The organism is Paenibacillus sp. Y412MC10 (assembly GCF_000024685.1).
In the GTDB taxonomy this organism is placed as follows: Bacteria; Bacillota; Bacilli; order Paenibacillales; family Paenibacillaceae; genus Paenibacillus_AQ; species Paenibacillus_AQ lautus_A.
Genome location: NC_013406.1, coordinates 5189926 through 5203214, shown reverse-complemented (window position 1 = coordinate 5203214; position 13289 = coordinate 5189926). Strand labels below are relative to the sequence as shown.

General features: G+C 52.0%; 14 protein-coding genes. 9 read left to right on the top strand and 5 right to left on the bottom strand.

Annotation, left to right across the window (positions count from 1 at the left end):
- The first annotated feature begins 46 nt into the window (after nt 1-46).
- Entirely contained in the window at nt 47-439 is a 393-nt protein-coding gene (locus tag GYMC10_RS22725) for a DUF1499 domain-containing protein (RefSeq protein WP_006211699.1), read from the top strand.
- Between the two features lie 72 nt (nt 440-511).
- On the opposite strand, the gene tpx is transcribed toward GYMC10_RS22725, so the two are convergent.
- Nucleotides 512-1030, bottom strand: coding sequence for a thiol peroxidase (tpx, locus tag GYMC10_RS22720; RefSeq protein WP_009594784.1), 519 nt, complete (start codon nt 1028-1030; stop codon nt 512-514).
- Between the two features lie 122 nt (nt 1031-1152).
- On the opposite strand from tpx, the gene GYMC10_RS22715 reads away from it, so the two are divergent.
- Nucleotides 1153-1767 carry a rhomboid family intramembrane serine protease gene (locus GYMC10_RS22715; RefSeq protein ID WP_015736694.1) on the top strand — a complete coding sequence of 205 codons (615 nt, stop codon included), beginning with the start codon at nt 1153-1155 and terminating at the stop codon, nt 1765-1767.
- A gap of 91 nt (nt 1768-1858) precedes the next feature.
- Nucleotides 1859-2779, top strand: a complete 921-nt coding sequence (locus GYMC10_RS22710) for a LysR family transcriptional regulator (protein ID WP_009594790.1) — start codon at nt 1859-1861, stop codon at nt 2777-2779.
- Nucleotides 2780-2913: 134 nt separating this feature from the next.
- Here GYMC10_RS22710 and GYMC10_RS22705 read toward each other — a convergent pair whose 3' ends face one another.
- Together GYMC10_RS22705 and GYMC10_RS22700 are read right to left on the bottom strand one after the other, a co-directional pair.
- Complete coding sequence (locus GYMC10_RS22705) at nt 2914-3594, bottom strand: zinc metallopeptidase (RefSeq protein ID WP_009594846.1); 681 nt, start codon at nt 3592-3594, stop codon at nt 2914-2916.
- A gap of 43 nt (nt 3595-3637) precedes the next feature.
- Complete coding sequence (locus tag GYMC10_RS22700; RefSeq protein WP_009594823.1) at nt 3638-4087, bottom strand: MerR family transcriptional regulator; 450 nt, start codon at nt 4085-4087, stop codon at nt 3638-3640.
- 316 nt (nt 4088-4403) lie between these two features.
- Between GYMC10_RS22700 and GYMC10_RS22695 the strand changes: the two genes are divergently transcribed.
- Genes GYMC10_RS22695 through GYMC10_RS22685 form a run of 3 tightly spaced genes read left to right on the top strand, consistent with a single transcriptional unit; the run spans nt 4404 to nt 7711 of the window.
- Nucleotides 4404-5843 (top strand): ammonium transporter, encoded by a 1440-nt coding sequence (locus GYMC10_RS22695; protein WP_015736693.1) that lies wholly within the window; start codon nt 4404-4406, stop codon nt 5841-5843.
- Nucleotides 5844-5894: 51 nt separating this feature from the next.
- On the top strand, nt 5895-6974 hold the full coding sequence (locus GYMC10_RS22690) for a DUF294 nucleotidyltransferase-like domain-containing protein (RefSeq protein ID WP_015736692.1): 1080 nt from the start codon (nt 5895-5897) through the stop codon (nt 6972-6974).
- Nucleotides 6971-7711 (top strand): 3'-5' exonuclease, encoded by a 741-nt coding sequence (locus GYMC10_RS22685; RefSeq protein WP_015736691.1) that lies wholly within the window; start codon nt 6971-6973, stop codon nt 7709-7711. The genes GYMC10_RS22690 and GYMC10_RS22685 overlap by 4 nt, the downstream gene beginning before the upstream one ends.
- 35 nt (nt 7712-7746) lie before the next feature.
- On the opposite strand, the gene GYMC10_RS22680 is transcribed toward GYMC10_RS22685, so the two are convergent.
- Nucleotides 7747-8280, bottom strand: coding sequence for a M67 family metallopeptidase (locus GYMC10_RS22680; RefSeq protein WP_015736690.1), 534 nt, complete (start codon nt 8278-8280; stop codon nt 7747-7749).
- A 496-nt stretch (nt 8281-8776) separates the two neighbouring features.
- Here GYMC10_RS22680 and GYMC10_RS22675 point away from each other — a divergent pair, with 496 nt between their 5' ends.
- Nucleotides 8777-9328 carry a TlpA family protein disulfide reductase gene (locus GYMC10_RS22675; protein ID WP_015736689.1) on the top strand — a complete coding sequence of 184 codons (552 nt, stop codon included), beginning with the start codon at nt 8777-8779 and terminating at the stop codon, nt 9326-9328.
- 91 nt (nt 9329-9419) lie between these two features.
- Here the strand turns inward: GYMC10_RS22675 and cimA are convergent, their stop codons facing one another.
- Entirely contained in the window at nt 9420-11036 is a 1617-nt protein-coding gene (gene cimA, locus GYMC10_RS22670; RefSeq protein ID WP_015736688.1) for a citramalate synthase, read from the bottom strand.
- A 353-nt stretch (nt 11037-11389) separates the two neighbouring features.
- Here cimA and GYMC10_RS22665 point away from each other — a divergent pair, with 353 nt between their 5' ends.
- Nucleotides 11390-12721 carry a DNA polymerase IV gene (locus tag GYMC10_RS22665; protein WP_015736687.1) on the top strand — a complete coding sequence of 444 codons (1332 nt, stop codon included), beginning with the start codon at nt 11390-11392 and terminating at the stop codon, nt 12719-12721.
- Between the two features lie 188 nt (nt 12722-12909).
- Nucleotides 12910-13149: a ferredoxin gene (locus GYMC10_RS22660; RefSeq protein WP_009594795.1), complete on the top strand. Its 240-nt coding sequence runs from the start codon at nt 12910-12912 to the stop codon at nt 13147-13149.
- The last annotated feature ends 140 nt before the right edge of the window (nt 13150-13289 follow it).

Below are 13289 nucleotides of genomic sequence, written 5' to 3'. Positions count from 1 at the left end.
ACTAGAGTATGGAAAGGAACGGTCATTTATAAAGGAGGAACGGTCTTTGTCATTAAAACGAGTTCTAATCGGTATCGTGCGCAGCTATGACGGCACAAGCGACCGTGCTAAAGATCCCAAGCTGAAGACGCGTTATTACAATCTTTCAAAAGAAAAGTGTTTTGAAGAGGTTTCCTCGACACTGAAAAAAATTCCGGGTTACAAAGTTCTGCATGAGGTAAAATCCGTGGGAGAAATCACGTTAGAGAAAAGAACCTCCTTTGGACGTACGCTGGACATTACCGTATCCGTGCTCGGCATCAGTCCGGTTCGCAGCGCAGTTGACATGTATTCGGCATCCCGCGGTTCCCTTGGGGATCTGGGGGCGAACTACCGGGTCATCTTGAACCTGTACGCTGTACTGGACAAAAAACTGAGCAAGTATAAAGTGGATGCTTAGTAGAATAAGAAAAAGCGGGAGAGCTGCTCTCCCGCTTTTTAAAGGTGTGCCGCATATGTAGCCTTCGGCGTGTTAACGCAGAGATTTCACGGCATCGATGGCAGCTTCGTAATTCGGGTGCTCCGTCATTTCGCCAAGGTATTCTACGTAGGTGATGGTATCGTTAGCATCCACGACGAAGATCGAACGCATGTCGAGCTGAAACTCCTTGATGAGCACGCCATACGCTTCACCGAAAGAACGCGATTTATAGTCGGACAGCGTAATGACCCGGTCAACGCCTGCAGCTCCGCACCAGCGGGCCTGGGCGAACGGAAGGTCGGCACTGATCGTAAGGATCACGACATCGTCGCCAAGTCCGGCGGCCTCTTCGTTGAAACGGCGCGTCTGTGCGTCGCATACCCCGGTGTCGAGGGAAGGAACGACGCTGATCAGCTTGATTTTACCTGCATAATCTTTAAGAGATACGTCTTCGAGCAGGTTCTTGCTCACGGTAAAATCCGGCGCGGCATCACCAGCCTTGAGCTGTGGTCCGATGAGTGTAATAGGATTGCCCTTGAAAGTGGCAGCTCCTGAACGTTCTTGAGCCATGAGAAATCTCCTCCTTGGATATCAAAGTTTGGTGATCAGGTTCATGGTACATTATAATCTTTTTAAAAAGGGAATGTCCACTAAAGGGCACCCCTGGCCTGGTTTAGGATGAGGAGGATGCTATGATATTCGTACGTTATGAGAATTGGAAAAGTTATTTGCGTTATTATCCCGTTACATCGCTGCTGCTTGTGATTAACCTGGTGATGTTTGTGATCACATCCATTGACGGCGGTTCGAGGAATCCGATGACGCTGCTGAAATATGGGGCTTTGTCGGATTTGCCGCAGTTCGTCGACCAGGCATGGAGATACTTTACGGCGATGTTCCTCCATAACGGATTTGACCATTTGTTGTTCAACAGCTTCGCACTGCTGGTATTCGTTCCCCCGCTGGAGAGAATCATGGGGAGCTGGAAATTTGCCATTCTGTATCTGCTCAGCGGTGTTCTTGGTAATGTAATCGGATTGGCTTATTATGAGCGCATGGATAGCTATACCTTCCTTGTAGGCGCCTCAGGAGCCATATACGGAGCTTATGGCGCTTATCTGTACATCGCCTTGTTCCAGCAGCATGTCATTGATGAGTCGTCCCGCAAGACGCTGTTCACCCTGCTTATATTGGGGATCTTGTTCTCGTTTACCCCAGGGGTCAGCCTTGTAGCCCATGTCGGCGGATTGGTAGGCGGATTTTTCCTCTACGGTCTCATGATTCGATTATTCAAACGTCGAACATAATCGGACCTAAGAGGGTCTGTTATAATAGAATTGGATGATTTGGATAAAGTCTTCAAGTCTTCTAGGGAATAAGAATGGAGCGATAAAAGGCGTGGAATTACGACAGTTGCAATACTTTGTAAAGGTTGCGCAAAAGGAACACGTTACCCAAGCGGCAGAAGAGCTTCATGTGGCTCAGTCGGCCGTCAGCCGTCAAATACATCAGTTGGAAGAAGAACTAGGTGTTAATTTGTTCATGCAAAAAGGCCGGAATCTGCAGTTAACCCCGGTAGGCCAGCTTTTTTGCAAACGGGTGGAGAGCATTATGAAGGATTTGGACCGTGCGGTCGTCGAGATACATGAATTCCTGGACCCGGAGCAGGGGGAGATCCGCATCGGTTTCCCTCACAGCCTGGGCATACATTTGATTCCGTCCATCGTGGCTGAATTTCGGAAGAAGTACCCGAACGTGAAGTTCCGGTTTAAGCAGGGCATGTTCCCGACTTTGATCCGGGACGTCGTCGGGGCTGAAGTGGATTTGGCGTTTGTGTCTCCGTTTCCGGATCGCCACGATCAAGTGGACGGAGATATCGTGTTGACAGAGGAGCTGTTTGCGATCCTGCCGCCGAATCACCCGCTTGCGGGGGAGCAGTCCATCAAGCTGGAGCAATTGAAGGAGGAGCGCTTTGTGCTGTTCAGCAAGGGCTACTCCTTGCGCCCGATTGTATGGCATGCCTGCCTGGAGGCCGGGTTCACGCCGAAAATTGCTTTTGAAGGCGAGGAGACGGATACGATCCGCGGGCTGGTTGCTGCCGGCATGGGGGTCAGCCTGCTACCTGAAATGGCGCTGTTCCAGACGAATCCGCTTCAACCGGCACGCGTCCGAATCTCGGAGCCGAAGGTAACGCGTTCCATCGGTCTGATTCACCGCGCGGACGAGAAGCTGCCACCGGTTGCGCAAGCCTTCCGTGCGTTTCTGCTTCAATATTTTGGCATTGATCCGTCGCCGAAAAAGGAAGAGAAAGCGGAATGACGCTTCTCTTCCCCTAAGAGTCTAGAATTCAAGATGGACATCATCAAGTGATTATAAAAAAAGAGGGCTTTCCGTCTCCGCCAATCAAGGTAGAGAGGAAAGCCCTTTATCGTTGTCCTTCATGTCTAACGGGTTTATTCCCGGTTGCTCGTAAAGATCATGATGTAACGGATCAGCTCGAGCAGCGAGATCAAAGCTGCAGCGACGTAGGTCAGGGCCGCAGCGTTCAATACCTTAGCGACTCCGCGTTCTTCGTCATTGGCAATATAGCCTTCTTGTACCATCAGCTGACGGGCACGGTTGCTTGCGTTAAACTCGACCGGCAGCGTGACAAGCTGGAAGGCAACGGCGCAAGAGAAGAAGATAATGCCGAGACCGACCAGGTTCATGGCTTGGAACAGGAATCCGGCAATCAAGAGAAACGGAGCGATACCGGATGCAAAGTTAACGACCGGGAACATCTTGTGACGGGCTACGAGCATCGGATAGTGCTCCGCATGCTGGATCGCATGGCCTACCTCGTGACAAGCGACGGAGACGGCCGAGATGGTACGTTCGTAATAAACAGGCTCCGACAACCGGACTACGCGTTTGGTCGGGTCATAGTGGTCAGAGAGCGTGCCTGGCACCGGTTCAATCGGAACGTCATGGAGTCCGTTGGCATCCAGCATATGACGCGCTGCATCGTATCCGGTCATGCCGGTGCTGTTTTCAACCTTGGCCCATTTGTTGAACGTGCCTTTGACCCGGAACTGAGCCCAGAGAGAGAATATAAACGCAATAATAATGAGTATAAACATCCAGTCAGAATACATTTATCATACCCCCATACAAAGTTGTCAATTTGGTGTTGCATCATTACATCGAAGTGAACTGGTTCAGCAAAATTTGCAGCGACTCGATACAGGCAGCTCCCTTGGGAAGAATGTTAGCGAGCACCTCCCGTGCTTGACTGGGTTTTAATTCGCTAAGAAGCGGGTTGAGCTCCTTGACATCCCGTTCCAGCTGTTTCATCTGTATTTCGAGTTTGGTTAGCTTCTCCGTCATTTCGGAATCATCGGCAACCGACTTCCAGCGATCCAGTCTCTCCTTAATCTCATCGAGAGTATATTTCTCTTGCTTCAACTGATTAATACGTTCGAGAGTGCTTAAGGTTTCAGAACTGTACAGCCGGTAGTTTTTTAACGTCCGTTTTTCAGGGGAGATCAAACCCAGCTTCGTATAGTAGTCAATGGTTCTTTCGCTGATTCCGGCAGCCTTGGCCAGCTCACCGATCCGGAAAAGGTTTCCGCTCGTGATCCCCATCATTCATCACCTCGCAAGCCTTCATTGAATTGGACATTAATGAATGCATTTATATTTTCATTTTAATAGAAATATGATACATGATCTTCAACCATACAGTCAAACGTCATAGTTGTGACAAAAAACCTTGAAGCCTAGTTTATTCTTCACTGAGCATCATGTTAAACGATTTGCACTGTATGCACTTAATGTTAGATTATATTACATAAAGTAAGTTTTTTTTGAAAAAAACCGTTGCGGATTTTTAATCTCCCCCCTATAATGACAATAAGAATTCAAGGCGATGTTATATTAGTTAACACAAAGGGGAGTGTAAAACATGAAAAAAAGATGGCTAGGTTTAATGGCGGTAGTAATCGCTCTACTCGCATTCCCGGCGAGCGCGTTCGCCGCTGATGGGGGAGCCACGAACGTTGAATTGACGGCTGGTCTGAACTCCGTATTCGTATTCTTGGCAGCGCTGCTCGTATTTTTCATGCAAGCAGGGTTCGCTCTGCTGGAGGCCGGCTCGGTTCGCATGAAAAATGCGGGACACGTCGCAGGTAAGACCTTTCTGACCTTCGGCATTTCGATCGTAGCCTTCTGGGCGCTAGGGTTTGGTCTAGCCTTCGGTAACGGCAACAGCTTTTTCGGATTTGAAGGCTTTTTCTTAAGCGGAGACAATGCAGCAGGCTCATTTGATTCCTTGTCCGCATACGATGTGCCGACGACCATCATGTTCCTGTTCCATCTGTCCTTTGCGGCCGTATCCTTGGCGATCGCTTGCGGCGGTATGGCAGAACGGGCAAAGCTCAGCGTTTATATCGTGTTTGGATTGCTGTTCACCATCGTGATTTACCCGATCGTTGCTCACTGGGTATGGGGCGGCGGCTGGCTCGGCGCTCTGGGCATGCAGGACTTTGCCGGATCGACGGTCGTTCACTTGACAGGCGCAACGGCAGCACTGGTGGCTACCATTCTTCTGAAGCCTCGACTTGGCAAATATAATAAAGACGGGAAGCCTAACAGCATACCGGGTCATAACCAAGTTTTATCCGTACTCGGCGTATTCATCATCTGGATCGGCTGGTTCGGGTTTAACCCGGGCAGCACCATCTCGGCACTCACAGACGGTTTCTTCGGTTTCGTGGCATTGAATACGAATATCGCGGCGGCGGCAGGCGCACTGGCCGCTTTGCTGATCTCTTGGGCGGTTCTTGGCAAAGCGGATATTCCTAGCATGCTAAACGGTATTCTCGCTGCATTCGTTGCCATCACAGGCGCTTGTGCTTTCGTGGAGCCTTGGGCGGCCGTCGTGATCGGCGCCGTAGCGGGTACGGTTACGTTCTTTACGGCGCAATGGTTTGACCGCAAAGGTATCGATGATCCTGTATATGCATTCTCCGTACACGGCATTGCCGGTATGTGGGGTGCCGTGTCCACCGGATTGTTCGCGGCCCCTAGGCTTGTTGAAATCACGGGCGTAGGCAAGGAGGGTTTATTCTACGGCGGGGGCTTCGGCCAGCTCGGCGTTCAGCTTCTGGGTCTGATCGGCACGTTTGCATTCGTTCTGGTGATCTCGTTCATCATTCTGTATATCATGAAAGTTACGATGGGCATCCGCGTAACGGAGGAAGAGGAATTGATGGGTCTTGATATCAGTGAACATGGAACCTACGGATATCCGGAACAAATGAAACTTTTGGTGGAATCGGAAGGGAAATCCCCAGAGTTTCGTTCCGGAAGCAAGGCGGTTCCCGGTAGCGACACGGCTTTATAAGAAGCTCACCATTATCATTGTTCATGAAACAAGTCAGAAGGAGGCCGCGGCATGAAACCTCTGAAATCCGTAAATCTGTTTCCGGCATTGTCGGAAATTCGGAAAGCAGCAACAGCCCAGCAATTACGAGATGAACGGATCGCTTGTCAGAACCATCTCATCGAGATGCGCAGTAACATGGAGCTGAGAGAGTGGATCGCATCCGTGAATACGATGCACGATCTGATTGGACAGCGTGCCGCGGCAATCTGTGAGCAGGACATGTGGGAGGCTGGCTTTGGCCGGCCTCCTGCGCGTTATGCGTTTGTAGCTTTTGGCAGCTGCGGAAGGCAGGAAGCTACGCTGTGGAGCGATCAGGACAACGGTTTGATCATTGGCGATGAGCTGGAAGAGGAGGCGCTCCCCTTCTTTCGGGAATTTGGGCTTCGGCTGGCGAATCTGCTGGAATATCTCGGGTACCCGAAATGCTCCGGAAAAGTGATGTGTTCCGAGCCATTATGGAGCAAGCGGCTTGGCGATTGGAAGAATCAGATCAGCGAATGGTGCGGAGACCGGCAGTGGGAACCGATACGAAACTTCATTATTGCTTCGGACCTGCGCCATTTATCGGGCGATACCGAGCTTTCGGAGGCGTGGGTGGACCATTTCCGCAGCTCCGTCGAGCAGCATCCGGACATCGGCCATGCCGTGCTGCGGAACACGGTCAAGCATAAGGCAACGCTGAATGTCATGGGGCGAATCGTGACGGAGCGGTTTGGAGAGCATGCCGGCGAGTTTGACGTGAAGTATGGCGTTTATATTCCGCTGGTGAACAGCATACGCACCATGGCGCTGCAGCGGGGCATCATCGAAACCTCGACGCAAAAACGCATGGAAAAGGTGATGCTGCTTGAAGGCGGGAATCTGCTGCTGGAAAGCGTGCAGCGCGCTTTTTTGACGGCGCTTCGGCTGAGAAACGATACGCCCATTCGGGTGGAGGACGGGCTGATTACGAGCAGCGGGTATATCCCGCAGAATCAGCTCAAGAACAAAACCATGCAGTACGAGCTTCGCGATACGCTTGGAGTGGTGAGACGGGTACACCGATCATTGCAGCGCGAGCATCGTTTTGCGGAGAGGAGAAGCCCATGACTGAACCGGTACAATCGAACGGCGGTTTCTGGAGATCGCTTCGTTCGGGTAACATCAATTCCGCCATCGCCTCCATGCGCGGGGCGCAGACAGCCCAGCAGTTGGCATTCATCCGATCCCAGATGAAGGATAACCGGAGGCCGGAGGTTCTGGGCACCCCGCTGGACGAGCTGGAGGTTGTCGTATTCGATCTGGAGACGACGGGGTTCAATCATCAGCACGGCGATGAAATATTGTCTTTCGGTGCGATCCGGGTCATCGGGGAGCAGGTGATCGAGAATGAAACCTTTCATATGATCGTGAACAGCGGTGCCCCGGTGTCTCCATTCATTGCCGAGCTTACGGGTATCACGCAGCAAATGGTTGATGCAGCCCCGCCTTTAATGGAGGGGCTGCATGATTTCATGGCCTTTATCGGGGGGAGGGTGCTTGTTGCCCATGCCGCCGCGCATGACCGGGGTTTCTTGAACGCCGCCTTGTGGAAGACCTCCAAGGTTCGATTAACGCATCGGCTTCTCGATACGATGATGCTCGCGCAGAGGTTATATCCCGAACAGAAGGATTACAGTCTGGATGAGCTGCTGCGAAGCAGCGGCATTCCGGTAGAGGGAAGGCACCATGCTCTGTCCGATGCGCGCATGACCGCCCGGCTGTGGGCGGATTACATGAAAGACATTCAGGCGCGCGGCCAGGCTACCACGCTAGGAGATTTATACGTCTATCTAAGCGAGGGGTAGCATTGGGATTGGAGATTGAGGTGTCCGCCAGTTCGTCATTCCTTTAGAATTGCAAAAGGGACCGGGGCAAGGGAATAAAATGCCCTTCCCGGAAGCGACTTGGAGCTTGGCGGCAGCTGGCTGAAGGATTCGCGTTCTTCCTCACTCCGGATAATTTTGTAGGCATGGAGCTGCAATGCGTTTAAGCCGGAGGCGCCGGGAACTGCAGGAGAAGCAATAGCATACACCCGGAGCAACCCGCCGAAGGATTGGAGCTGAAGCAGATCCTCGCCCGAGGGGTCAGGCGTGGTATGCGGGTGACTGTGAAACAAACCGACGATGCCTTTTTCAGCCAATACCAAGCGAGTCCACTGAACAGGGTCCAGATGAAAAGAATGCAGCGGAAATTCCGCTGTATTTTTTACGGGAATAAATTGCGTAACGGTTATGGACCGGCTTGCTTCATCGGCATGCCCGATAAGGACGCCGCAAGCTTCCTCCGGCAAACGATGATGCATATGATCCGACATATGCTCTTTGACGGCCTCGCGCAGCAGAAGCCGCTCCAGGGACGCGTGAGACGGGTTCATGTATAATCCTCCTGGATCATATAATTGGTCCGATCTTATGATGGCGTCGATCGCGTGTTTGAAAGATCGGGGTTTCAGGGTACAATAGGGACTATAAGTGCGTGTTCAAAAAGGTCGATTTTCAGCACCGAAGCTTATGCTTCCGATGTGCGTTTTTTCAAAACGCTTCAGTTGGATGAAGCTAGGGAGTGAGGAGCGGGCGTACGTTTTGGGTACGTGAGCACCTGAAATGTTTCCGCAGGAAACATGCTTCGAAAGCATCTCCTTAGGCCCGGCTGAATTCAAGATTCGATGCCGAGCTGCTTCCTGATTCGCTTCGTGTTAGATATAGAATTTATGAGTTATCAGTGGAACTGATGAAATTCTATATCGCAAGAAAACCTACCTATCCATCGCGGTCGCTCATCCTTGAAGTGGCCTCGATAGAGGTTTTCTTATCAAAAGCGGACTTTTTGAACGACCTCTATAACTAAGTTTAGCAAAGGAACCTATACCTATGAAACGTAACATCATCCTTATCGTCCTGCTTCTTATCGCAGCAGGCGCTGTTGTCTATAATCAAGCCGGCGACGATATCCAGGCCGTCTTCATGCAGGAGAAGCCGCTTCCGACGGAGACGGGGGCCAAAGCCGGCCTGCTTGCCCCGACCTTTACCTTGAAGGGGATGGACGATAAGTCCTATTCCGGCGGCGGAGCGCGCGATAAAGCAATGCTAGTCAATTTCTGGGCATCCTGGTGCGAGCCGTGCAAGCAGGAGGCGCCGGAGCTCGACAAGTTGGCTGCAGAGTATGCAAGTGAGCTCGAAATCTACGGCGTGAACGTGTCCAAGTATGACAATGCGAAGAAAGCGCGTCAATTTGTTCAGGATTTTAACCTTCAATACCCGATCCTTCTCGATACCAAAGGAGAAGTGTTCGAGGAGCTGTATAAAGGGCAGGTTTTCCCGACCAACGTGCTGATCGATCGTAACGGCGTGATTCAGGAAATCATTCTGGGCGCTCCCGATCCCAAGGATCTTCGTAAAAAGGTGGCCAAGCTGATAAATTAATCGTTTGCTTAGCCAGCTGACAAAACCAAAAAAAAGCGCGGCCGCCATGTCCTGAACATGGTGGATACGCGCTTTTTATATTGGACATAACCTAATGATTTACCAAGCCTTGCCTTGCCGCAGACTCATGCACCTGCTCCGGGGAAATCTGGCCGAGCAGCGCATAACGCATACTGTCCACCAGCGCTTCCCAGCTGGCTTCGATGACATTGCTGGATACCCCGACGGTGTTCCAGGCATTCTCGAAGTTCTTGGATTCGATCAGCACCCGGACCTTGGCTGCCGTTGCATCCTTGTCATCCAGGACACGCACCTTATAGTCGGCAAGATGCATTTCCTTGAGCGTCGGGAAGTATTGGACCAGCGCTTTACGCAGCGCATTATCGAGGGCATTGACCGGACCGTTGCCTTCCGCAGCGGTATAAATGCTCTCGCCGGCGACGTTGACTTTGACGAAGGCTTCGGAGACGACCGGCTGTCCAGCCGACTTCTCGACCAGCATCTTGAAGGATTCGAAGGTAAACAGCTCCTTGAGCTCTCCGTTCGCTTCCCGAAGAAGCAGCTCCAGGGAAGCGTCTGCGCCTTCGAATTGATACCCTTCATGCTCGAGATCCTTGATCTTACCGATAATATGCTTGGATTGCTCGCTTGCCGGATCAAAGTCAAGCCCCATGTCCTGCGCCTTCGATACGATATTGCTCTGCCCCGCGAGCTCGGAGACCAGCACGCGCTGTTTGTTTCCGACCTTCTCCGGTTCGATATGCTCGTACGTTCTGGAATCGCGCAGGATCGCCGAAACGTGGATGCCTCCCTTATGGGCAAAGGCGGCGTTGCCGACATACGGCTGGTTAACCGGCATGTTGACGTTGGCGATTTCGCTGATATACCGTGCGGTATTCGTCAGTGTGCGGAGGTTGTCGTCACCGATGCACTCATACCCGAGCTTCAGCTGCAGATTCGGAATGATGGAGCACAGGTTGGCGTTCCCGCATCGTTCCCCGTATCCGTTCATCGTTCCCTGCACATGCCGGACACCGGCCTGCACGGCGCTTAGGGTGTTGGCAACGGCAAGCTCGCAGTCGTTGTGCGTATGAATGCCGAGCGGAGCGCCAGGCAATGGACCCGTCAGCGATGTGACAATGTCCGAAATCTCGTGCGGGAGACTGCCGCCGTTCGTATCGCACATGACAAGCCAGTCGGCGCCTGCTTCCCGTGCCTTGGACAATACGGCAACAGCATATTCCGGATTGTTCTTGAAACCGTCAAAAAAGTGTTCGGCATCAAAAATGACCTCGAGGCCTTTCCGCTTCAGGAAAGCGATGGAATCATAAATCATGGCCAAATTCTCTTCGAGTGTCGTTTGAAGCGCCGTATGGACGTGGAAGTCCCAAGACTTCCCGACCAAGGTAGCGGCAGAAACGCCGGATTCCAGAATGCGAAGCAGATTGGCATCCTGGTCGGCAATGGAACCTTTGCGCCGGGTGCTGCCAAAAGCGGTTACTTTTGAGGTTAAGCCGAGATCCTGGACTCTTTTGAAAAATTCGATGTCCTTGCTGTTGCTTCCCGGGATACCGCCTTCAATATAATGAACACCAAGAGCATCGAGCTTCTTGGCGATTTTGACCTTGTCGTCCGCTGACAAGCTGATTCCTTCGCCCTGGGTTCCGTCGCGAAGTGTCGTATCAAAGATGGAAATGGACTTAGACATGATGTCCTCCTTTGGGTGTCCGGGATTGGACCGCATTGTTTATAATTTTGTATTATAGCATTTCTTTGCGGGAAAGTAACAGAGTAAAACAAACTTTTCCCGCAAGGGGCCCATCCTTGACCCTTGCGAAGGGGGACGGTATGCTGGAGGCGTTAAATCGGGGCCAGCCGTGCGTACATGATTTGCTTAGCGGACAAGATCATACAGGCATCGATCTCTAAAAACGGTATAATGGAAGAGGCACCATTTGCCTCAAGTACCGTAACCATCATTCAGACCGAACCTTAAATAATGGGGCTACCCTATTCCCTATAGATTATGAAGAACCGTACCGAAGAAAGAAGGAATGCTGCGTGGGACCTATCGACGATTATTATCCGGCCAGCGGCCGCGTTATCCTGCATGTGGATATGAATGCTTTTTACTGCTCCGTGCATGAGGCGGAGGAGCCGGAGCTCTATCGTGGCAAAGCCACGGCCGTCGCAGGCAGCATCGAGCTGCGAAAAGGCGTCATCGTCACCTGCTCCTATGCAGCGAGGTCGCTGGGGATCCGCACCGGCATGAACGTGAGGCAGGCGCTGCGAATCTACCCTGACCTGATGATCATCCAGCCGGATTTCCATCTGTACCGCAAGTATTCCAATGCATTCATGAACATAGCTTATGCCTATACACCGCAGCTGGAAGCGACTTCGATCGATGAATGTTACCTGGATATTACCGGCTCGAAGCAGTTCGGCACCCCTCTGGATATCGCTCGGGAAATCCAGGAGCGCATCCGCGAGGAGCTGTCGCTTCCGTGCTCGGTCGGCATTGCGCCCAATAAATTGCTGGCCAAGATGGCCTCGGACATGAAAAAGCCCAACGGGCTGTCCGTGCTGCGAATTCGGGATGTCCCGCAGGTGCTTTGGAACAAACCCTGCGCGGAGCTGTTCGGCATCGGGAGCAAGACGGCCGACAAGCTGCGCAAGCTGAACATCCAGACCATCGGGCAGCTGGCAGCCGCTGATGAAAGCCTGCTGACCTCGACCTTTGGCGTGATGGGGTCATGGATGAAACGAGCGGCCAGCGGCATCGATCACGCCCCGGTCGTCGCGGAGCGGGAACAGAGCAAGTCCATCGGACACACGACCACGCTCCCGCAGGATGTTACCTCGGCTGAGGAGGCCAGAAGGGTGCTGCTGAACTTAAGCGATCAGGTAGCGCGCCGCCTCCGCAGGCAGGGCTTGGTGACCAGCGGCATTCAAATTACGCTGCGCACTCCGGACATGAAGACGATCACCAGGTCGAGGCATCTTGCCATTCCGACGGAAAATACCGAGGACATCTACCGGGAAGCGTGCGAGCTGTATAACCGGCATTGGAAGCAGGACAAGCCGCTCCGTCTGCTCGGCGTCACGCTGCAGCAGCTCACGGCGAAGGAGGAATCCGCCATTCAGCTGGACCTGTTCGACTATGAGAAGCAGCCCAAGAAAGAGTCGCTGACCCGGGTGATGGACGAGCTGCGTAATAAATTCGGCGAGAGCGCGGTACTGACCGCCGGCATGCTGGGCGATGACCCATCGTCCCTAATCCGCAATCATAAGCGGAGAGGTACATCTTTACAGATGGATTTTGTAAGGGAACTGGGGAACGATAATAAAAATGCCGATCGTCCAACCACGAAGGACCCTAATCGCGATTAGCCGTTTTTTGTTCGTCACAGAACAGCTCATTGGCCTGCAAGTACAGCCGATTTTTGTCGGAAAATGTTAGGAAATTTATTTGTATTCCTAAAACAATTGTATTAATATATGTAGATGGTGGCGGCAGAACCGTCAGCTTATACTATGTTTATAGAGATGTTTATAGATATACAGGAGGAAGAGAGACTATGGCGAAGTTTACTTGGGTAGATAAAGATACCTGCATCGCATGCGGCGCATGCGGCGCAACGGCACCCGACATTTACGATTACGACGACGAAGGCCTGGCAGAAGTTATTTTCGACGGGGACAACAACCGCGGGGTAACGGAAATTCCGGAAGATATGCATGACGACATGCTGGATGCTTGCGACGGCTGCCCAACAGATTCAATTCGGATTGCAGACGAGCCGTTTAACGCAGAATAACAAATTCCGCTCGATCCCTGATATTCCATCTTGAACTTATACCGACGTCCTCTGCCCGACTAAGGCAGGGGGCGTTTTTTCATATACGGGGACTCATACATAATCGGAGCGTTTATTCCGATATACAGGATAATAGAGGT